The 22,453-nt window shown below is 41.5% G+C and carries 16 protein-coding genes; 8 read left to right on the top strand and 8 right to left on the bottom strand.

Annotated features, from left to right (window positions below; genetic code table 11):
* Positions 1-15: 15 nt before the first annotated feature.
* The 5 genes from KDU71_RS20415 (at position 16) to KDU71_RS20395 (ending at position 5,553) form a co-directional block, all read left to right on the top strand.
* A complete protein-coding gene (locus tag KDU71_RS20415) occupies positions 16-1,590 on the top strand; it encodes a sensor histidine kinase (protein ID WP_212192972.1) in 1,575 nt (524 codons plus the stop codon).
* 11 nt (positions 1,591-1,601) lie between these two features.
* Entirely contained in the window at positions 1,602-2,252 is a 651-nt protein-coding gene (locus tag KDU71_RS20410; RefSeq protein ID WP_212192971.1) for a response regulator transcription factor, read from the top strand.
* 76 nt (positions 2,253-2,328) lie between these two features.
* Entirely contained in the window at positions 2,329-2,775 is a 447-nt protein-coding gene (locus KDU71_RS20405) for a response regulator (RefSeq protein ID WP_317195177.1), read from the top strand.
* A gap of 57 nt (positions 2,776-2,832) precedes the next feature.
* On the top strand, positions 2,833-3,564 hold the full coding sequence (locus tag KDU71_RS20400; RefSeq protein WP_212192969.1) for a hypothetical protein: 732 nt from the start codon (positions 2,833-2,835) through the stop codon (positions 3,562-3,564).
* A gap of 57 nt (positions 3,565-3,621) precedes the next feature.
* The gene (locus KDU71_RS20395; protein ID WP_212192968.1) at positions 3,622-5,553 is read left to right on the top strand and encodes a methyl-accepting chemotaxis protein; all 1,932 of its coding nucleotides are present in this window, start codon (positions 3,622-3,624) and stop codon (positions 5,551-5,553) included.
* Positions 5,554-5,635: 82 nt separating this feature from the next.
* On the opposite strand, the gene KDU71_RS20390 is transcribed toward KDU71_RS20395, so the two are convergent.
* The 4 genes from KDU71_RS20390 to accC form a co-directional block, all read right to left on the bottom strand.
* A complete protein-coding gene (locus KDU71_RS20390) occupies positions 5,636-6,793 on the bottom strand; it encodes an aldo/keto reductase (RefSeq protein ID WP_212192967.1) in 1,158 nt (385 codons plus the stop codon).
* A gap of 191 nt (positions 6,794-6,984) precedes the next feature.
* On the bottom strand, positions 6,985-8,523 hold the full coding sequence (locus KDU71_RS20385; protein WP_212192966.1) for an acyl-CoA carboxylase subunit beta: 1,539 nt from the start codon (positions 8,521-8,523) through the stop codon (positions 6,985-6,987).
* Positions 8,524-8,538: 15 nt separating this feature from the next.
* Positions 8,539-9,045 (bottom strand): acetyl-CoA carboxylase biotin carboxyl carrier protein subunit, encoded by a 507-nt coding sequence (locus KDU71_RS20380; protein WP_212192965.1) that lies wholly within the window; start codon positions 9,043-9,045, stop codon positions 8,539-8,541.
* An 11-nt stretch (positions 9,046-9,056) separates the two neighbouring features.
* Positions 9,057-10,571: an acetyl-CoA carboxylase biotin carboxylase subunit gene (gene accC, locus KDU71_RS20375; protein ID WP_212192964.1), complete on the bottom strand. Its 1,515-nt coding sequence runs from the start codon at positions 10,569-10,571 to the stop codon at positions 9,057-9,059.
* Positions 10,572-10,797: 226 nt separating this feature from the next.
* Between accC and KDU71_RS20370 the strand changes: the two genes are divergently transcribed.
* On the top strand, positions 10,798-11,304 hold the full coding sequence (locus tag KDU71_RS20370) for a ferritin (protein WP_212192963.1): 507 nt from the start codon (positions 10,798-10,800) through the stop codon (positions 11,302-11,304).
* A 123-nt stretch (positions 11,305-11,427) separates the two neighbouring features.
* Here the strand turns inward: KDU71_RS20370 and KDU71_RS20365 are convergent, their stop codons facing one another.
* Positions 11,428-13,236 (bottom strand): glycoside hydrolase family 15 protein, encoded by a 1,809-nt coding sequence (locus KDU71_RS20365; RefSeq protein WP_212192962.1) that lies wholly within the window; start codon positions 13,234-13,236, stop codon positions 11,428-11,430.
* Positions 13,237-13,489: 253 nt separating this feature from the next.
* On the opposite strand from KDU71_RS20365, the gene KDU71_RS20360 reads away from it, so the two are divergent.
* Complete coding sequence (locus tag KDU71_RS20360; RefSeq protein ID WP_212192961.1) at positions 13,490-15,697, top strand: bifunctional alpha,alpha-trehalose-phosphate synthase (UDP-forming)/trehalose-phosphatase; 2,208 nt, start codon at positions 13,490-13,492, stop codon at positions 15,695-15,697.
* A gap of 70 nt (positions 15,698-15,767) precedes the next feature.
* Here KDU71_RS20360 and KDU71_RS20355 read toward each other — a convergent pair whose 3' ends face one another.
* From KDU71_RS20355 to KDU71_RS20345, 3 genes are read right to left on the bottom strand one after another with little or no spacing between them, the layout of a single operon-like run.
* Complete coding sequence (locus KDU71_RS20355) at positions 15,768-17,141, bottom strand: efflux transporter outer membrane subunit (RefSeq protein WP_212192960.1); 1,374 nt, start codon at positions 17,139-17,141, stop codon at positions 15,768-15,770.
* The gene (locus KDU71_RS20350) at positions 17,141-20,284 is read right to left on the bottom strand and encodes an efflux RND transporter permease subunit (protein ID WP_212192959.1); all 3,144 of its coding nucleotides are present in this window, start codon (positions 20,282-20,284) and stop codon (positions 17,141-17,143) included. Before KDU71_RS20350 ends, KDU71_RS20355 begins: the two co-directional genes overlap by 1 nt.
* Positions 20,285-20,289: 5 nt before the next feature.
* The gene (locus KDU71_RS20345; protein ID WP_212192958.1) at positions 20,290-21,429 is read right to left on the bottom strand and encodes an efflux RND transporter periplasmic adaptor subunit; all 1,140 of its coding nucleotides are present in this window, start codon (positions 21,427-21,429) and stop codon (positions 20,290-20,292) included.
* A 191-nt stretch (positions 21,430-21,620) separates the two neighbouring features.
* On the opposite strand from KDU71_RS20345, the gene KDU71_RS20340 reads away from it, so the two are divergent.
* Entirely contained in the window at positions 21,621-22,100 is a 480-nt protein-coding gene (locus tag KDU71_RS20340; protein ID WP_212192957.1) for a PaaI family thioesterase, read from the top strand.
* Positions 22,101-22,453: the final 353 nt, after the last annotated feature.

The following is a 22,453-nucleotide window of genomic DNA, read 5'->3' as shown; positions in this document are numbered from 1 at the left end:
TAAAAGGATAAGGTTTTGGGGATTGATTATACGTTTAAAGGAGTTGTTAATTCATTTAATACGGTTAAAGGAGATATTATTGATTTTTCATATCTGACAATAACTCTTCTGCTGGGCCCCCTATATGCTTATAACCTGTATTTTGAAGAGTCTCCTGTACTGGCATTTGTGCTTAATTCAATTGTCTTGCTCGGATTGGTGATAGTAGTTGTTTTTAAATCCAGAATACCCATCCGTATTAAAAAGCTGTTTCTTCTTTTTATGCTCATATTCGGCAACCTTTATAGTATCTACCAGTATGGTTTCTTTGGAGGCGGACAGTATTTTATGATATTGATTTTTGGCTTATCCATCTTTTACTATAATAGATGGTGGGCCATTGGTATTAATATCGTTTTGGTGGGCTATTTTTTTATATTTATGCATTTATATACAACCGGACAATTGCGGTATGACGTTTCTCCTCAATTACTGGTCCGTAGTAAAATGGTGTGGCTGGCTGATTTTATTCTGACAATTGTGGTGATGGCAATTGTAGGATACGCTATTCGGAAGACCTTTGTAGCTTATCGGCATAAAGTGAAGGAGCAACACGATAACTTTAAAAAGTTTAACTACACGCTGGATAATTTGCCAATTCCAGTGGCTGCATTAACAGTTGATAAGCGAATAAGCTATTTTAACGATGCTTTCTATCAATATTTTGGTTTTGAAGCCGAAGAAATACCATCTATTGAAGATTGGTTTAGGCTGGTGTATCCTGATCCTTCTATAAGAATAGAGATTGAAGCGGATTCGCAAAGACAGATTAAAAATGGTTTTCGAGAGCAACTGCAATTACCAATCGAATACAACGATTTCGTAACCAAAAGTGGAGCGATAAAAAGTGCAGAAGTGTATCACACCTTTCTGGGTGATGTGGCTATCTGTGCGTTTATTGATTTAACTGAACGGAAGCGGAAGCGACGCCTTATGGTTGAGACTATGATGAAGGCTGAAGAAAAAGAAAACAAGCGGATTGCCCAGGAGCTACACGATGGAGTAGGTCCTTTACTTTCTGCAGCAAAAATATATGCTCATAGCCTCACTAATCATACTGTTGATGCAGATAAAGAAATGTTAGGTGAAAAACTAAACGAATTGTTAAATGGAGCTTTAAAGGAGTTAAGAAACACCATTAACAATGTAACGCCTCAAATATTACAAAAGTATGGATTGGCAAGGGCTGTTGAATCGTTTGTTAACCATATACAGCCAATCACAAGTATTCAGTTTCTTATAGATGTGGATGAGTTGTCCTTTCGTGATTCACTCATTGAGCTGGCTGTTTACAGAGCACTCATTGAGCTAATCAATAACTCTATAAAGTATGGTTCTCCAACCGAAATTAAGATAGCTATTAAGAATGATGATGGTGGACTGGTGATTTCCTATATTGACAATGGTGTAGGATTTGATTTTGACCAAGTAAAGCACAATGGCTTTGGCTTGTCCAATATTACCAATCGAATAGAAACGATTGGAGGTAAAATAAGTTTTAACACTGGTGCTGGAGCTGGTGTGTATGTTGAAATCGCTTTTAAACATTAAAATCTAAACTAATGATACGTATTGCCATAGTTGAAGATCATGTAATGGTTCGCGAGGGAATAAAAATGTTTATTAATCAAGAGGAGGACATGCAGGTAGTGGCCGAATTTGATAATGGCGTTGAATGGCTGAACCGTTTGGGCAGTCAACACTTCGATGTATCATTGGTAGATATTAATATGCCGCAATTAAATGGTCTGGATGCACTTGGCAAGGCCTTGCAGGTGCAGCCAGAACATCAGATCATTATGCTGTCCATGCATCATGATGTTAACTACTTTAAGGAGGCTTTTGTAAAGGGGGCTAAAGGATTTGTGCTTAAAGATATGAGCGTTGAAGAGCTGGCCCATGCCATCCGTCAGGTGAATGAAGGGCAGACTTATTTTTCTGATGAGTTTTTAAAGGCGGTGGCGTCTAGTCTGAAATCCGAACGAGAAGAAGAGAGGCTACTTCGTCATGAGGCAGGTGAATTAAATGAAAGTGAACAGCAGCTTTTAACATTAATATGCAAAGGTTACACCAACAAGGAGCTGGCTGAGGCATTGTTTCTAAGTGTTAAAGCTATCGAAAGCCAAAAAACAAAACTGCTAAGAAAAACAGGAGCACGTAACAATGCTGGTTTAATCGTTTGGGCTATCAAGCATCACATTGTTAAAATCTGATTCCCCAATAGGGAAAACCCTATCAAAGATATAGTAAAAACCCTTACCATATGTAGGGATATATACGCAACTCAATATGTGCATCTGCGTTTACACGCATATGAATGCAGCAACAATCTTTAAGGTAATTATTGTAGACGATTGTGTCGCCTTTGGGCAAAGTTTACAGTTTTTGTTAAGCCATATGCCCCAATATGAGGTTCTAGCCATACTCAGCGATGGAAAAGATGTTATTGAATATCCTCATCTGGCACAAGCCGATTTAATTATAATGGATATGAGCATGCCAATCATTAATGGAGTAGATGCTGGGAAACAGATTAACTACATATTGCCTGATATTAAGCTGGTTGCTGTTACGCAAAATAATGATATGGTATGCCTAAGAGAATTGGTGGAGGCTGGTTTCCGGGGGTATGTTTTAAAGCACTCCATTGTCGAAGATTTGGCAAATGTGCTAAATGCCGTTCTAAAGAATGAGTTGGCATTTCCCAAAGAGTTAGTATTAAGAAATATTTTATAAGTCTGCTATAAAAAGGGGAATAGCAGTAAAGAGGGGTAATCTATTAATTAATTTAACATGTCGAAGATGTTTAAACCTATTCACTATGCAGTGAGTATAGCAATGCTTTTGCTCCAATTGAGTCAAGTTTGTGCACAGGAAAAGCCAGGAAAAGCGGAGGTATATTTAGGTGGTGATTTAACAACCAGGTTTTATTGGAGAGGTATGTCGCTTAGTGCTTCACCGGCATTTCAACCATACCTGGAGCTTAACAAGGGGATGGTTACTTTAGGTGCTTGGGGTTCGTATTCATTTGCCAAAGAACCCTATCAGGAAATTGACGTGTACTTATCGATAGAGCATGATAATAAACGTCTGACTATCTACGATTATTTTAGTCCCATAGACTCCCTGGATGTGTCGCATCAGTATTTTGACTGGTCAAATGCCACTACAACCCATGCAGTAGAACTAATTGCTGAGTGGTGGGATATAATGGGAAGTTCATTTTCCCTCGAAGCCGGGGTTTTCATATATGGAGATGATAAAGATGAAAGCAATCAATCATACTACTCGGCTTATTTCGAGCCACAGTATCATTTCTTGATTCAAGATAATCAGATGAAAGTTTTTGCCGGGTTTACACCAGTTGAAGGTTTATATGCAACTAAGACTGCATTTGTAAATGTGGGAGTAACAGCAGGGCGTCAATTAAGGATTAATGAGCAAATCGAGTTGCCATTCACACTCATGTTTGCCGTTAATCCGCATGCCGAAAGTGTTTTTATGGTGGCAACTGTATCGCTCTAAAGTGTCTGGTATAGTTAGAGTTATGATTTATTAATAAAGGAATAATAATAGTTGAGTATGAAATTAGGATTAAATGCAAAACTGAATATTTATATTATCTCAGTTTTCTTGGTTGTATTTAGCGTCACCTTGGGTGTGATTATTTTCAATACACTTTCAAAAGCCAAGGATGATGCAGCCCATCTGGCTCAGGTTATAGGGGAGGATGAAGCAAAGAGCATTGAGAGTTACCTGAATCAGGCTCTTACAACCAGCGAAATACTGGCTCAAACCATGCTTACGCTAAGACAAAATGAAGCAGGGGACCGTTACCTGGTGTTGGATCTACTGAAAGAATGTTTAAAGCAGAATGAGAACTACTTTGGGGTGTGGACCATGTGGGAGCCCAATGCGTTTGATAATATGGATGCCTATTATGCCAAGAAATACAGTCAGGAGATTGGGCTTTTTACTGCCTCCTGCTTTAGAGAAGGTGATGAGTTACTGTTTCAAAACTTGGGAACCGATATTGTGTGTCATGTCAGCGACGACAATACCGACGAGTATGCAGAACCCTATTATGCGGTGCCAAAAGCAACAAAAAAGCAGTTTGTTGATGATCCTTCAGAATATAGCTTTACAGGCCTCGAAGAAGATATGGAAACAACCATCTCTATTGTAACACCACTCATAGTTGATGAGGTTTTTTTAGGTGTGGTTGGTATCGACCTCGACTTTGAAAAACTGATGCAGCTGAATGACCGGCTAAAGGTCTATGATACGGGATATGGCTCAATTATTACCAATAATTTAATTATTTCCGCTCATCCCGACAGAAGCCTTATTGGTGCTAAAATTGATACGTTATTTACAGGTTTTGATGAGGAAACACTTAAGGCAATAAAAGCAGGCCGGTTACATATCAAGCAAACAGAATCGCAGCATTTGAATACAACAGTAGCCCGCATTTATTCACCTGTTCACTTGGGTAATTCCAACAAACCCTGGACGGTTATGATTGATATTCCGGGTGACGAGATAATGGCAGATACAATTCATTTATCTGTAATGATTCTGGTGATAGGATTAATCAGTACAATTGTGATGCTGAGTGTTATCTTAATCATCTCCAAAAATATCACTAAACCAATAGAGATTATCAGTCATGGTATGAATCAAATGGCTGATGGTGACTTAAGTGTTAATATTGATATCAATGAGCGAAGTGATGAAATAGGCACTTTACACTCAGCAGTTAATCGGATGCTCTATAAGATTAAAGAGGTAATAAATGGCATACACGAGGGTGCTGATGGCATTAATGCAGCCAGTCAACAGCTTAGCTCTGCAGCACAGCAGATTTCTGGTGGAGCTAATGAGCAGGCGGCTTCCGTTGAAGAAATATCTTCTACAACAGAGGAAATTGCAGCTAATGTTGAGCAGAATGCCAGTAATGCCAGTGCCACCAAAACAATTGCCCAAGGCGCTAAGCAAGGGCTTGAGGTGGTGATGTCCAAGGCCTCTTCGAGTTTAGATGCCACACGTAACATTACCGATAAAATTACAATCATCAATGATATAGCTATACAGACTAATATTTTGGCACTTAATGCGGCTGTAGAGGCAGCAAGGGCAGGTGAACATGGACGAGGATTTGCTGTGGTAGCTGCTGAAGTCAGGAAACTGGCTGAGAATACACGAGTTGCTGCTGATGAAATTGTGAATAGTGCAACCAATAGTCTTCATATGGCTGAAGAAGCCGGGGTGCAATTACATAAGATGATACCTGAGATAACAAAAACAACTCAATTAGTAGAGGAAATAGCTGCTGCCAGCAATGAGCAGAATAGTGCAACAACACAAGTAAATGCATCCATTCTGGAATTGAGCAATGTCACTCAGCAAAACTCAGCATCGGCCGAGGAGTTAGCTTCCAGTGCTGAGGAGTTAGCTTCTCAATCTGAAAACTTAAAGCAAATGATTACTTTTTTTAGAGTCAACAATCAATAAAAAAGATAACGTACCAATTAGATTACAGCATCTTGTATTGTCCTGCAAATAAATACATAGGCTAACAGCTAATTGGTGCGTTTTAGATTATTACTTTAAGTTGTTGAGGAGCTTCATAAAAAGCCTCGTGTAGCTCATACAGCATTTCTTTCAAAGGGATATATTCAGGTACCTGCGAGAAATCCAATTTATTAATAGCATCAGGTGTGGCAAATACGCCGGGGACCCAATGGTTGGGTGTTTTCAACTCTTTATAGCGGTAGCGGGCAAAGTTAAGAAGGTCATAGCATTTCCATAGCTTGCGCCAGTGTAATAGCAGAGGAATATCCAAATCAGAGTTGTGCTTCAGGTCATAGCCGTCAAAATGTGCGTAAGGATCATCTTTTACCATTCTGTCCAGTTGTGTTTTAGAATCCATATCCGATTGATTCAGTGGGATATGACTGGGGAATATGCCGTTCATCTCGTCAAAGTGACTGGCCTCGGTCATGCCAAACGATAAAGTATGTATTTCGGGGTGACTCAGACAAAAACGGGCATTCCACTGAATGGGCGTTGCATGCGGAATAGCTTCACGTACTTTAGCTGGAGCATTGTATAATTGTCCACCTTTATCGTTGGGTGAAATGATAAACACACCCATATCTTTCGTTTTAGCCAGTTGGACTGCAGCATGATTGCGCTGGTAATAATAGTAGTAGTGCAGATTAACGAATTCAAACAAATCAGTTTCGATGGCTTTAACGATGGTTTCTAATGAGCCGTGAGTACTAAAGCCAACATGTTTGATGATGCCTTCTTCTTTCATCTTCAATAGCTCGTCCACAGCACCACCAGGCAGACAGGCTTTATATAATAACTCGTTAGTATTAATGCCATGCCAGGCATAAAAGTCAAAATAGTCTGTCTGAAGTGTATTTAATTGCTCTTCCACCAGGCGGCGTGTTTCATCAGCTGTCATCGGGTTGCCTTTGGTCATTAAGTGATACGACGAACGCTCAATGTTAAGCTCTTTGTTTAATGTGCGGCCAAATACTGTTTCACTTTTTACATAACCATATGCTGTTTCAAAATGATTGATACCCTGTTTAATAGCCAGGTCAACCATTTGATTACAGTGGTCCTGAGTGGCTGTAGGTATTGTTTGACGTGGATTATCCCAGACTTGTTTAAAACGCATTCCACCAAGGGTGATAACACTTATGTGTTTGTTTGTTTTGCCAAATCGTCTGTATTCCATTTGTGCTTTTGTAATATTTGTATTTGCTTATTCGCTTGCAAAGCTAACCCAAAGTTCAACAACACAAACAAACTGATGTTCAAACCTGGCAGGATATCAGTGATAAACTGCTAATAAAAAGGGTATTGTCTTCTGTTAAGAACAATACCCTTCAAGGAATATACGGCTGTAAATTAAACGATAGTTAACCTTTATAATGGCATATTGCCATGTTTTTTCAACGGTGCTGTTTCGCTTTTGTTTTGAGTCATCTCAAGTGCCTGTATGAGTTTAAAGCGTGTCTCTTTAGGCAAAATGATTTCATCAATATAGCCTAATTCAGCAGCACGATACGGATTGGCAAAGTTCTCGCGGTAGTCATCCACACGTTCGGCTTTTGCTATATCATCTGTTTCTCCTCGGAAGATAATATTCACTGCTCCCTCCGGGCCCATCACAGCAATCTCAGCTGTTGGATAGGCAAAGTTAATATCAGCCATCAGGTGCTTGGATGCCATTACATCGTAGGCGCCACCGTAGGCTTTACGTGTAATAATCGTGATTTTTGGTACTGTAGCTTCGGCATAGGCATATAGTAGTTTGGCGCCGTGTTTGATAATACCGCCATACTCCTGCACAGTTCCTGGTAAGAATCCTGGTACATCCACAAAGGTCACAATAGGAATATTGAACGCATCACAGAAACGTACAAAGCGGGCTCCTTTAGTCGATGATTCAATGTCGAGGACACCAGCCAGGTAGTTAGGCTGATTGGCTACAATACCTACAGTTCGACCAGCCATACGTCCAAAGCCAGTGATAATGTTCTGGGCGTAATGGGGCATCACCTCAAAAAAGTGTTTGTTATCCACTACTTTGCTAATCAGGTCGTGCATATCATAGGGCTTGTTCGGATCGGCTGGTATTAGCTCCTGCAGCTCAGGACTTTCACGACGTATATCATCAGTGGTTGGTAATACTGGCGGATCTTCCATATTGTTGGAAGGAATAAAGCTCAGTAACTCACGAATCATCATTAATGTATGTTCGTCGTTATCAGCCATAAAGTGTGCCACACCACTTTTGGCATTATGCGTATGCGCACCTCCCAGTTCTTCCTTGGTCACCTCTTCATGTGTGACTGTTTTAATCACATCAGGCCCTGTTACAAACATATAACTGGTGTCTTTTACCATAAAAATAAAGTCGGTGAGGGCAGGGGAGTAAACAGCACCACCTGCACAAGGCCCCATTATGGCCGATATTTGGGGAATAACACCTGAAGCTTTAACATTGAGGTAGAAGATGTCACCATATCCGGCTAAACTTTGAACCCCTTCTTGTATGCGGGCACCACCTGAGTCATTAAGCCCAATTAGCGGAGCACCCATTTTTAGTGCCATGTTAGATATTTTAATGATCTTATCGGCATTGGTACGACTTAATGACCCCCCGAAAACAGTAAAGTCCTGTGCAAAAACATACACGAGTCGACCATCTACTTTTCCATAACCGGTAATAAAACCATCACCCGGAAACTGGGTTTTTTCCATGCCAAAATTATTGCACTGATGTTTTACCAGTTTATCGAGTTCAACAAACGTTCCGGCATCCAAAAAGATGTCAATGCGTTCGCGGGCTGTCAGTTTACCACCCTTATGTTGTTTTTCAATACGTGCTTCGCCACCACCTGCTTCGGCTTCGCGGTTACGTTCTTCAAACTTCTTATATTTTTCTTTTAAATTTTGCATCTTTCAAACTATTAGTTATTCAATTTCTACTAGAGGCTGGTGGCCTTCAACAGCTTCACCTTCTGCTACATAAACCTTCTTTACAATGCCATCAACAGCACTCTTGTATTCACTTTCCATTTTCATGGCAGAAACAATGACTACTGTTTGACCTTTTTCTACAGTATCACCTTCTTTAACAGGTATTTTCACAATTTTACCCGGCATAGGTGTTGAAATAATATTACCTCCGGCATCCAGTGAGGATTTAGAAGAGTTACGATAGCGCGTAGCAGCGTCAATCACTTCAATTTCATAATAGTTACTGATGGTGTTAACCTTGTACTCATTCAGGCTGTCTCCTTCAATCATCTCCATGTTAATGGACTGACCATCCAGCAGTATAGAATACGTATCTGATTCTACCTTGATAAGATCCAGATCGTAAATCCGGCCATCAATATCAACTTTGTATTTCGAGCCATCCTGCTCAAGAATTTTAATTCTGGCAAGGCGCGTATCTATTTTTAATTCTATTGGCATAGTGGCTGATTTTATAGTCGTAAGATGTTTTTGCGGCGTGCGTACTCTTTCCAGGCCGATTGATTTGGTGTGGCAACATTGCTTTTATCAGCGGCATCTTTTAGTTTCTGGGTATAATCCAGATAGGCCACAAACAAGGCGATGTCCTCGCAATAATCTGTACAATCGTCCTCTTCCGTCATTAAAAAGTCCATATTCTTTTCGATGAAGTGCGTATCGTAGTTGCCCTCAACAAAATCTTTGGCTTCCATAATGCGGGCTACAAATGGGATGGAGGTTTTTACCCCGGTGATTTTATATTCGTAAAGCGCACGTTTCATACGATCAATGGCCTCCATACGGGTGGGTGCCCAAGATATTACCTTTGATATCATTGGATCGTAATGGAATGGGATTTCATACCCTTCGTATACATAACCATCGGTACGCATACCCAGTCCCATGGGCTCAGTAATGTTTTTCACCACCCCTGGGCAAGGCATAAAATTATTTTTATGGTCCTCGGCGTAGATACGACACTCAATGGCATGGCCATTTTGTCGCAAATCGTCTTGTTTGAATTCAAGAGGGAGGCCGTTTGCAACGTTAATTTGTGCTTTCACAAGGTCAACACCAGTGGTGCGTTCGGTTATTGGGTGCTCAACCTGGAGGCGCGTATTCATTTCCAAAAAGTAAAAATTATGGTCATTGTCCACCAGGAACTCAACCGTGCCTGCTCCAATATAATCAACTGATTTGGCTGCAGCAATGGCTTGCTCACCCATTTTATTTCGCAGTTCTGGCGTCATAAGCGGAGATGGCGTTTCCTCAACCACTTTCTGATGACGTCGTTGCACTGAGCACTCGCGTTCAAATAGATGGACGTAATTGCCATGTTGGTCGGCCATTATCTGAAACTCAATGTGATGAGGTGATTCAATGTATTTCTCCATATACACAGCATCATCGCCAAACGCTGAACGAGCTTCAGACTTAGCCATGTTATAGGCATTCACCAGGTCTTTTTCTTCACGAACTAGTCGCATACCTTTCCCACCTCCACCAGCACTGGCTTTCAGCATAATCGGATAGCCTATTTCGGCAGCAATTGTTTTCAGCTTTTTTGGATCATCAATATTTTCTTTTGTGCCTGGCACTACCGGAACACCTGATTCTATCATTAACTGCCTGGCTGTTAGTTTATCGCCCATGGTATTGATCGCATGGATCGATGGGCCGATAAATATGATACCCGCTTTGTCAACTGCTTCAGCAAAACTGGCATTTTCCGAAAGGAAACCATAGCCTGGGTGAATGGCATCAGATTTTGAAACCTTGGCCACTTCAATAATTTTCTCAATATTAAGATAGCTTTCTGCTGATGTGGCCGGACCTACACAGTAGGCTTCGTCGGCGTACCTGACATGCATGGCAGTTCTGTCAGCTTCGGAATAAATAGCTACCGAGCGTAAGCCCATCTCGCGACACGATCGCATAACGCGGACAGCAATTTCGCCTCGGTTAGCAACTAAGACTTTTCTGATCATAATGGAATAAAGATTTCAATTATAAAAAATTAGAAGTCAAAATGTTTTAAATAACATTAAAAGACCTTTAATTCCGATGTGCAAAAAAGCTGAATTTTATCAAACTTCCAAACGGTTTGATGAATTTGTGTGGAATGATTATAAATAAGAATGTGGCTAAACAGCTGACCGATTGGATGGTTTATTAAGTGTATATTTGCTATTAGAATCTTAATTTTTAACTGTTATGCTTAAGAAAAAAGTCGAAGAAATTCTGGTTAATCAGATTGAAAAAGAAGCTTATTCATCTAATTTATATTTGGCAATGGCTGTTTGGGCCGACACTAATGGGTATGAAGGAACAGCCAATTGGTTGTATGCCCAGGCAGAAGAAGAGCGTTTGCACATGATGAAATTTATTAAATATGTAAATGAGCGTGGTGGTAAAGCTATTATTCCTTCAGTAGAACAGCCGCCGTCTGAATACAAAGACATTAAAGCTGTATTTGCCAAAGTGTATGAGCATGAGCAATATGTTACTGAGTTAATCAGTGGCATTGTAGGGGTTTGTTTAGAAGAAAAAGATTTTACTACTCATAACTGGATTCAATGGTTCGTTACTGAGCAGATTGAAGAGGAAGCTTCTGTAGCTGCCATTAACGATAAACTAAGACTATTGGGTGACCACAACCTGTATATGTTTGATCGTGATATCATGGGTATGCGTGGTCAAGTGCCTGCCAGTTCTGAGTAATTTCTAACACGGCAGCTAATGCAAAGAATAAAATTCATCCAGATATTTAGATGCTAAGGATGATAAACAATAAAGCCGGCTTTTAGCCGGCTTTATTGTTTGTATGCTATGTGATGATTGCTTTTAATGATGAATCGATTTCATGATCTGAGCTTCTTTGGATATTTGTGCGCCAGATAATGTAATAGCAGTTTCAATGATAGCCAAGTGGGAATAGGCCTGTGGAAAGTTACCCAACAAACGTCGCGTTTTAAAATCCAGGTCTTCACTGAATAAGCCCAGGTGGTTTGAGCAAGCCAGTAAGGCATCAAACTTACGTTTGGCTTCATCTTTAAGCCCAATTTTATATAGGCTGTTAATCAACCAGAATGAGCAAATAGTAAATGCTGACTGTGGTTCGCCAAAATCATCTTCATTCTTATACCTATACATCAGTCCATCGTGTTCCAGCTCCTTTTGAATAGCCAGCACTGTTTTCTTATAACGCTGGTCATCCGCCTTTATAAAACCATAGGTTTCCATCAGCAGCACTGCTGCATCTAAATCATTGGAGCCATATGACTGAGTAAACGTATGTTTTTGTTCTGACCAGGCATTTTTATGAATATCGGCAGCTATTGTTTCCTCCAGCTTCTTCCATTCGGTTGCATAGGTGTCGCGCTTTAAAAGTGTCGCAATTTTGCGGGCACGATCAATGGCTACCCAGCACAAAACTTTGCTAAATGTGAAATGTTTGCCTTCGCTGCGAATCTCCCAGATGCCCTTATCTGGTTCTTGCCAGTTTTCATCAACCACCTTAACAATGTTTCGCACAATGGTCCATAAGTCTTCACTGTTGCCCAGTGTTGAGCGGAATCTTTCAAAATACTGCAGCACCACATCCATCAGGATGCCATAAATATCATTCTGCTTTTGCACATATGCGGCGTTACCAATGCGAACCGGTTTACTGCCTTCGTAACCTGCCAAGTGGTCAAGTTCCACCTCGGTGAGTTCTTTTTCGCCATGGATGCCATACATAATCTGCATTTTCTGGCCTTTATCAGGCATTAGGCTGATGATAAAATTCAGGTAACGCTCGGCAATTCGCTCATGCCCCAGTTCTGTCATGATTTTTACCACCATCGATGCATCACGTATCCAACAGAAACGATAATCCCAGTTACGCACTTCACCAATGGTTTCGGGCAGTGAAGTGGTGAGTGCAGCCAGAATGGCACCTGATTTCTGGTAATTTAGCAATTTTAGCGTCAAGGCGCTCCGATTAATGGCAGCTTCGTAACTCTTAAAGCTGGTGGTTTTGTCCGACCAGTTAAGCCAATACACTTTAGTGCGCTGATGCTTCAGGTACGAGCGATTAGTTGATTGCTTTAGTAACTTTTGATTATAACTCAACAGCAAGTATTCGTTTTGCTTAATGGTTACTGGCAGTCTGTCTTTTATACTTCTCTTGTCGAAAGACGAATAAAGATAAACAGAATCATACTCGCCATCGGTAGTGTAGGCTTTTATGTATTCCTCTTCAACATCAATAGCCGTATTAGACATGGCATAAACCAGCTTTGGTTCGAAGTTGATGACCACATTAACCGAGCCTGAAATATGCTTGATGTACCTGACAATATCAGGTGGTGTATAGTATACGCCGTGCTCATTGCGATAGCGTGGCATAAAATCATGTAATTCAAAAACACCTGATTCACAGGTGAATTTGGTGACAAGTATATTGGTGCGAGGTATATAAAACTGCTCAGTTTCGTAGTCACCTACTGGTTTAACACTAAAAAATCCGCCTTTCTTATCATCCAGGATTCTGGCAAAGGTCGAAGGTGCGGCAAAGTGAGGTAAACATAGCCATTCAACAGAGCCGGTTTTCGAAACCAGCGCAGCACTTCTGCAATTTCCAATGATACCGTAATCAAGGTTCTTCATACGCAATCCAACTTATACTTGTATTCTTATAAAACTTCTACTAAGTAAACTTTGAAATAATCTATAAAAATGTATATTTGCTTAGTACTGCAAAAAAAATGGTATTTTTTTAATAATACTACTATTTGTAGTTTTCTTTTATAAAATCATTTATTTAGCGCGAATTGTAACTGTTTTTAGTTGTCAGGCCTTATTTGCAGAAGCATTTATAAAGGCTTGCGGTTGAGACTAAATAATAATCAAATATATCTCTATGTCGAAACTTCATATTGTGGCTAACAGATTGCCATATAGTTTAAAAAAAGAAGCAGATGGATACGAACTGGTTGAAAGTGTTGGAGGATTAGCAACAGGCATGAAGTCGGTTTATACCGAGTATGGTGGAAAATGGATTGGCTGGTCGGGGGTAAATTCAGATGAACTTTCGCCCCAAGAAAGTGATGCTATTGACCAAAAGCTCCTTGAAAAGAGTTGCGTGACAGTGCCGCTTAGCGAGCAAGAGATTCTGGAATATTATGAAGGATTTAGTAATAAAACTGTTTGGCCACTCTTCCATTATTTTACCCAATACGTGGATTATTCACCGGTTAACTGGGAAGCCTATAAGCGCGTCAATCAGCGATTTGCTGACCGGGTGCTGGAAGTAGCCGAAGATGGTGACCGGGTATGGGTGCACGATTACCAGTTGCTGCTGGTCCCTGAAATGATTAAATCTAAAAAACCGAATGTGACGGTTGGTTTCTTTTTGCACATTCCGTTCCCTTCGTATGAGGTGTTTAGGATACTTCCTTGGCGTATGGAACTATTAAAAGGGATGCTGGGAGCCGATTTATTGGGCTTTCATATTTACGATTATGAACGTCACTTCTTAAGCTCGGTGCGTCGCCTGTATGGTTATGAGATAGCTTTCAATGAGATTCATGCGGATGATCGGATTATCAAGGCCGACTCTTTTCCTATGGGAATTGACTATGCCAAGTTTAAAAGCACTTCGGCGTCGGTAATGCAGAAAACCATCCCGGAGCGCTCAGAACTACATAAAGAGCTGGAGAAGTATTTCATGACATCGCCTGACAGGCGCCTGATTTTGTCCATCGATCGACTGGACTATACCAAGGGTATTCCACAGCGCCTAAAGGCTTTCAGGAAGTTTATGGAGAAGTATCCTGAATTTCACGGTAAGGTGACCCTGGTTATGTTGGCAGTGCCGAGCCGCGGGCAGGTGGAAGAGTACATGATGCTTAAGAAGGAAGTGGACGAGTTGGTAGGTAATATCAATGGTACCTATGGTAATATCAACTATACACCGGTGTGGTATTTTTACCGGGCTATGCCGTTCGAGAACCTTGTGGAGTTGTACAACATGTCCGATGTGGCATTAATCACGCCTTTGCGCGATGGTATGAACCTGGTGGCCAAGGAGTATGTGGCATCGCGAGGTAATCAAACGGGCGTTATTGTGTTGAGTGAAATGGCTGGAGTTGCCAAAGAGATGGGTGAGGCCATTATTATTAATCCTATTAACGAGGATGAGATAGCGGAAGCATTGTACCGTGCGTTAACAATGCCACTCGATGAACAAAAGCAGCGTATGGGCTATCTGCAGGAACGTATTCAGCGTTACTCGGTGTTTAAGTGGGCAGGCGAGTTTGTGGATGCTTTAGAAAATGTCAAGCGTATTCAGAAAGAATTCCTGGTGAAGAAAATTACGAATAGTGTATTTGGCGAAATAAACAAACGATATGTTAATGCAGCCAAGCGGGCTATTTTCCTGGATTATGATGGTACACTCACAGCCTTTCACAAGAATCCCCAGGAAGCAACACCTAACGATGAGCTGTATGAGATATTGAATAAGCTGTTGGCTGATAAAAAGAATACCGTAACCATTATTAGCGGACGCGACCGTTATACGCTTGAGAAATGGTTTGCCGATGTACCCATTAACCTTATTTGTGAGCATGGTGTTTGGTTGCGTAAACATGGTGGCGAGTGGCAAACACTTACCAATGTAAACAATGACTGGATGCCGGTGATTCGTCCGGTACTGGAGCGCTTTGTTGATCGTACGCCAGGCTCTTTTATAGAAGAAAAGAACTACTCGCTGGTGTGGCATTATCGCAAGGCTGAACCTGAGCAAAGCCTGATTCGTGCCAATGAGTTAAAAGATGAATTGCTTGACCTGGTTGGTAATCTTAATTTGGAGATAATGGAAGGCAGCAAAGTAATTGAGGTCAAAAGCGGAGGAATCAATAAAGGTATTGCGGCTAATCAGTTTATTCATAATGGCAACTTCGATTACCTGATGGCGATGGGAGATGACTGGACGGATGAATATATGTTTAAAGAGCTACCTGATGGGGCAATAACTATTAAAGTAGGTATTCAGCGTACCAGCGCCAACTACAAATTAGAATCGGTTGATGCTGTAAGAAAATTCTTGCGTAACCTGGGTGAATAAAATTCATATAGCAGAAAACTAAAAACGGCGCCTATAAATGGGCGCCGTTTCTGTATGCAGTAAAGTAGTATTATTGCCAGCCACCGCCTAGTGCCTGGTATAATCTTATGTATGCTTCCAGTATATCCTGTTTATTGCCGGTAAGTAGCATTTGAGCATCAAATGCCTGTCGCTGACTTTCCAGAAACTCAATATAGCTGGCAATCCCTTTATCATAACGGTCGGCCGAAAGACTAGCGGCTTCAGTGGCGGCTTCAACATGCTCCTGTATGGCCAACTCTTCCTCTTTTAGGGTTTTAATGGTGAGCAGGGCATCTTCCACCTCTCTGAAAGCATTCAATACCGCATTTTCATACTGATAGACAGCTGCTTCTGTTCTGGCTCTTTCTGCCTTAACGCGGTTGGTGTTTTTACCCCAGTTAAAAATGGGACCTAGCAAACTTCCACTGATATTCCAGGCCGGGTCACCAGATGTTAAAGTGCTTAAATCATCGCTTGCTAAACCAAACATACCCGTTAGGCTGATGGAAGGCAGACGGGCAGCCTGAGCCACTCCAACGAGGGCATTTTGAGCTACAAGCTGCTGCTCAGCCATTAAAATGTCAGGCCTGCGATTGAGTATATCAGAAGGTATACCAGCCGGAACATCCGGAATGTCTATGAAATCATCCAGCTGAGCCTCAAAGGTATGCAGTTGTGGATTTTCACCAATAAGCACGTTTAAGAGGTTCTCTGATTGGGCCGCCAAACGCTTATATTGTGGTATGGCAGTTGCAGCTACCGCTTTTTGTATGCGTGAATGATTAACATCAATGGCTGGAATAATCCCTGCGTTAAAACGCTGTTGCAAAATAAGGTATGAGCTGTCGCGGATGGCATAGGTTTGTTCAGCAATAACTGTTTTGGCTCTAAATTCAAGCACTTGGAAATAGGTAGTGGCTACAGTTGTTATCAAAGATAACCGAAGTGCATTCAAACCATATTCAGAGGCAAGGTATTGTGCCCTGGCTGTTTCATTCATTCTGCGAAGCTTACCCCAGAAGTCAATCTCCCAGCTTGCTTGACCAACAATGTTAAACGCATTTGTAGGTTCTGGTAGGCTGAATCCCTGAAAATTACCTCGTCCGGCAGTGCCTGAATAATTGAATTGTGGCAAAAGATCGGCCTTTTGAATAGCCAGCTGCAAACGTGCTGCTTCAACATTTTGTGCTGTTGCCAACAAGTCCTTATTATTATTTAGCGCCTTGTGGATAAGTGTATCTAAAACAGGATCGTTAAACAGGTCCCACCACCTTAATGTTGCATTGTAGCTGGTATCACCATTGGCGTATATAAAACTCTCCGGAGTGTCAAGCTCCGGTCTTGTATAGTTTTTGCCCATTCGGCAGCTGCCAAACAGCAATGTAATACCAATAATGGGTAGAATATATTTCAGTATCTTCATTACTCTTCTTTCTTTTGGTTAGCTAAGGCTCTTTTTTCTTCGTATTTCGCAAGTTTACCAATGAATACAAATAACATGGGGTACATAACCACCCCTAAGATGGTGGCGATAGTCATTCCTCCAAGAAGTGCCATTCCCATTACTTTACGTGCTTCAGCGCCGGCACCTGAGGCCATCACCAGTGGCAAAACACCCAATATAAATGAGAAAGCCGTCATCAGGATGGGGCGGAAGCGTAGACGGGCCGACTCAATGGCTGCGTCAAATAAGCTGAGTCCCTCATCAAACTTAATTTTGGCAAACTCAACAATCAGAATGGCGTTTTTAGCTGCCATGGCAATCAGCATCACCAGCGAAATCTGCATAAATACATTGTTTTCGAAGCTAGGGCTGACAAAGCGAGCCAATAACACAAACAGCATTGCGCCCAGCACAGCAAAAGGAGTACCTAGCAGGATGCTGAAGGGTAATGACCAACTTTCATATTGAGCTGCCAGGATTAAAAACACAAATATCAAGGCGAACACAAAAACAATTGATCCAGAGCCACTTGCCTTCATTTCCTGATAAGACATATCAGCCCATTCGTAGCTCATGCCGGGTGGCAAAACTTCGCTGGCCACTTCTGTCAGAGCATTTAAGGCTTGAGAGGACGAATAGCCCTGTGCCGGACTTCCGGATAGTGAGACTGAACGATACAAGTTGAAACGGTTAGTAAAGTCAGCACCATAGCTCTGTTCAACTGTTACCAATGAGGATAGAGGTAAGCTTTCGCCATCTTTGTTTTTCACAAAGAACATGTTGAGTTGTTCGCCATCCTGCCTAAACTCTGGTGCTGCCTGCAGATAGGCTTTGTATAAACGACCAAAACGGTTAAAATCATTGATATAAGCACCTCCAAGGAAGGCACTGATGGTGGTATACAAGTCATTTAGTCTTACACCGGCTTTTAGAGCTTTATCGCGATTGATATTAAGTCGCCTTTGAGGTACGTTGGCCCTATAAGTAGTAAAAATATTGGCTATTTCAGGCCGTTGCTGTGCTGCTGCAATAAATTTGGCGGCTTGTTCAGCTAGGTATTGAGGCGACTTACCCTGCTTATCCTGCAGCATTAATGAGAAACCGGAACCACTTCCTAAACCAGGGATAGCTGGCGGGCCAAAAGCAAAGACCTGCGCTTCTTTGATGCCCTGATAGAACATGAAATTAAGCTTCCGCGCCAGCTCATTAGCTTTCAATGAACGTTCGTCCCAGTTTTTTAGTGCAATAAATATTACACCAGCATTAGTTGACATGCTACCAGAAAGTAGATTAAAGCCAGAAGCTCCTGACACACTTTCAACTTCATCAACTGAGGAAAGGATCTGTTGAACCTCGTCCATTATATTTCTAGTTCGTTGTATTGAGGCAGCATCGGGAAGTTGTATGTTGACAAATAAGTAGCCCTGATCTTCCTCAGGAATAAAACCACCGGGTACAAATCGGCTAACTATCACAATCAGAACTACTGTAGCGCCTATAAACAGCATGCTTCGTGTTATTTTACGGGCGACAACATTGGTAGCTTTCATGTATTTTACCGAACTGCGATCAAAGGCTTTATTAAATGATTTAAAAAAACGTCCGAGCAGTCCCCCAGGTAGTTCAGGTTTACGCAAAAGAATAGAAGCTAATGCAGGTGAAAGGGTCAATGCATTAACCGACGAAAAACATACGGACACAGCTACAGTAATAGCAAACTGCTGATACAAACGCCCGGTAATACCCCCCATTGAAGCTACCGGTATAAATACAGCAATCAGCACCAGCGTAGTAGCAATTACAGGAGCGGTTACTTCTTTCATGGCGGCAATGGTTGCCTCCCGGCGATTCATGCCTTTCTCAATATTCACCTGTACGGCTTCTACCACTACAATGGCATCATCTACTACAATACCAATGGCTAATACCAAACCAAGCAGAGATAAGGTGTTAATGGTGAATCCAAGCATGGGAAATACAGCAAATGCACCAATCAGAGAAACCGGAATGGCAATTGTTGGGATGAGGGTGGCACGCCAATCCTGAATAAACAGGAACACTACCAAAATAACGAGTATAAGCGCTACCACTAAGGTGATAGCCACCTCTTTAAGTCCGGCAGTAATAGGGGCTGTGGCATCCAAAGCTATATCGTATGTTACACCTTCAGGAAAAGAACCAGCAAGTTCATCCATGGTGCTGATGATTTCTTCACCCATGGCAACGGCATTGGTTCCTGGTGATTGGTATATGGTTATTAAGGCACATGGCTTTCCGTTGAAGCGGGCATCTGTATTGTAGTTTTCAGTACCTAAATCAATTGTAGCAACATCTTTTAACTTAATCTGACTACCATCCGGGTTGGTGCGGATAGCTACTTCACCAAATTCCTTTTCTGTTACCAAGCGGTCGGGTAGTGTAACTGTATACGTCAGCTCGGTTCCCTGAGGGGCCGGCTCAGCGCCAAATTTACCGCCTGGTACAATGACATTCTGTTCACGAATGGCAGCTGTAATTTCCGGTACGGTAAGATTCAGCTGTGACAGGCGGTCGGGTTTAATCCAAATACGCATAGAGTAGTCACTGGCTCCCATTACCTGAACTCGACCAACCCCTTTTACACGGGCTAAAATATCCTGTATGTTGATGATGGAGTAGTTGCCCAGAAATTCCTGATTGTAACGACCATCACTGTATACTGCAACTGCCATAACGATGCTACTCATGCTTTTCTGCGTGGTGACACCAAGGCGTTTGACTTCTTCTGGTAATTTAGCCGTTGCGGCTGACGCTCTGTTTTGGGCAAATACCGTGTTCATATCCGGGTCGGTACCTACCTCAAATGATATATCAATGGACATACTGCCATCATTGGCATTGGTCGATTTCATATATATCATGTTTTCCACGCCATTAAGCTGCTGCTCGAGCGGAGTGGCTACCGATTGCTCCACATTGAGTGCATTGGCACCTGTATAATTGGCTCTTACCTGCACCATAGGTGGTGTAATATCCGGAAATTGCTCCATTGGTAGCTGAAGCATAGAAATACCACCTACAATAAGAATGACAATGGCAATAACCATGGCCACAATAGGCCTTCTAACAAAAAAACTTCCCATAACTACTACTGATTATTGCGTACTGACTCAAATGCTTTATCTTGTGGCTGTATAGTCATACCTGTTCTTACACGACTAAGCCCCTCCAGTACAATGCGCTCATTGGCATTGAGTCCTGATGTGACAATTACCATATCCTGAAGTGTTTCACCTAATTCGACGGCCCGGAATTCAACTTTATTTTCAGCATCTACCACAAAAACACTGTATTCACCTTGCACCTCCTGCAGGCATTTAACAGGTATAAGTAGTGTCTCAACAGGCTCGGTCAATACCAGACGAAGGCGTGCAAACTGACCTGGACGCACCAGTTCATCAGTGTTTGGAAACGATGCCTGCACCATTACGGTACCTGTTGTTGGATCTATGTTACGGCCAATAAAATCAAACTTACCTAAATCGGTGTGTTGGCTGCCGTCTGCAAAGAAAAGTAGTATATCTGCCTGTCGTTCTTTAGCTGGTGTTTTAAGTGTTTCCTGGGCTTTCGCATATTGAGCCAGATTCAGATATTGCTGTTCTGTTAGATGAAACTGAACAAGAATTGTATCCAGGCGCGATACTGTATTTAATACAACCGGATTGGGCTCACGGCCCACATAATCACCAACCTTGGCAACAGAACGCCCGATAATACCACTGATAGGTGAGTATATTTTCGAATAGCTCTGCTGTATCTTGGCATATTGTAAAGATGCTTCAGCAGCTTCGAGCGAAGCTTGTGCGGCACCAAAGTTGGCTACAGCAGCGTCATAATCACTCTGACTCACAGCATTTGTTTCGGCCAATGGTTTATAACGTTTATAATCGCTTTCGGCCTTAACCAGATTGGTTTTGGCTTGTGCTACCATACTCAGGGCCTCAGCCACCTTGGCATCTAACGGTGCAGGGTCAATAGAATAAAGCAGTTGTCCTTTTTTAACGCGTCCACCTTCTTTAAAGTGTATGCCTTCCAGGTAACCATCAACCCGTGCTCTTATTGAAATATCAAACAGACCATATGTCTGTCCTACAAAGTCTTTAGTTAATTTTATTTGTTCTGTTTTTACTGTAAACACCGGAATAACTGGAGGTGCCATTGCCGGTTGTTTGTTTTTACAGCCAGATAATACAACCAGTACCATAAGGAGTGCTAGATAGTTTCTCATAATCATAAGTGTGAATGATCAATTTTTATTGTTCGTAAAAGTTCTTGTAAATGTAGGGAATTTAGGATGTAGAATGCAATTCTATCTTCCAAGTCTTTAACTTTTTGATAAAAACAGTGCATATTTATAATTGTTTAAGAAAGCAGGTAAGAATTGTTAATTATTTATATGATATAAACGTAATGGGAGAGATGAAGAAAATTGTAAATCCATTTGCTTCAGAAAAGGGGTCTGATTATCATTGCTTTGGCTGTTCAAAGGCCAATTCAAATGGCTTGCAGTTGAGTTTTTATTCTGATGGTGATAAGTTGTTTGCCAACTGGTTGCCTCAAAGAGCTTTTGAAGGCTATACGAATGTGGTACATGGTGGTATACAGGCTACACTAATGGATGAAATTGCCAGTTGGTATGTTTATGCATTGCTTGATACGGCAGGAGTAACCAGTGCTATGGAGGTGAAATACCACAAGCCTCTGTATATGACAAATGGTGAAGTGCAAATTGTAGCTGAGTTAAAGGAAAAAAACAGACGAAGTGCTATTATTGACACTAAAATATACAATGCCAGCGGGCTGTTATGCAGTTCAGCTTTAGTCGAATATTATTTATTTCCTTCCAATGTAGCACGCACTAAATACAAATATCCGGGTAAAGAAAAGTTTTGGGAATAAAAAAGCCCCGCTCAATAGGAAAGAGTGTGAGAACGGGGCAAGGGGAAAACAACCTGTCAGGAAAGATGAAACGAATATAGTGAAAATCAATCGGAGAGCGGAATGTTTGGTTTTGTGATTGTGATAAACTGCGGTATTTTTTAGACTAAATTGAAGAATTGTTCCATTAAAAGCATTTTATTTTATTGTCAATAGGACTAAAAGTAGAAGCTGTTTTTATCTCTAAGTATTATTACGAAAATGTGGACCTGTTCGGAGGTAAGCATTCGGCCTCGCACGTCACAAAAGCTTAAATCGAGACACTCTAATTGTCCATAGAATCCATGGACAATTCTCACAATTCTAAGAGTTCT

The organism is Carboxylicivirga sediminis, from assembly GCF_018156225.1.
In the GTDB taxonomy this organism is placed as follows: Bacteria; Bacteroidota; Bacteroidia; order Bacteroidales; family Marinilabiliaceae; genus Carboxylicivirga; species Carboxylicivirga sediminis.
The sequence above is the reverse complement of the archived record's forward strand: the minus strand, read 5'-3'. Positions and strand labels throughout refer to the sequence as shown.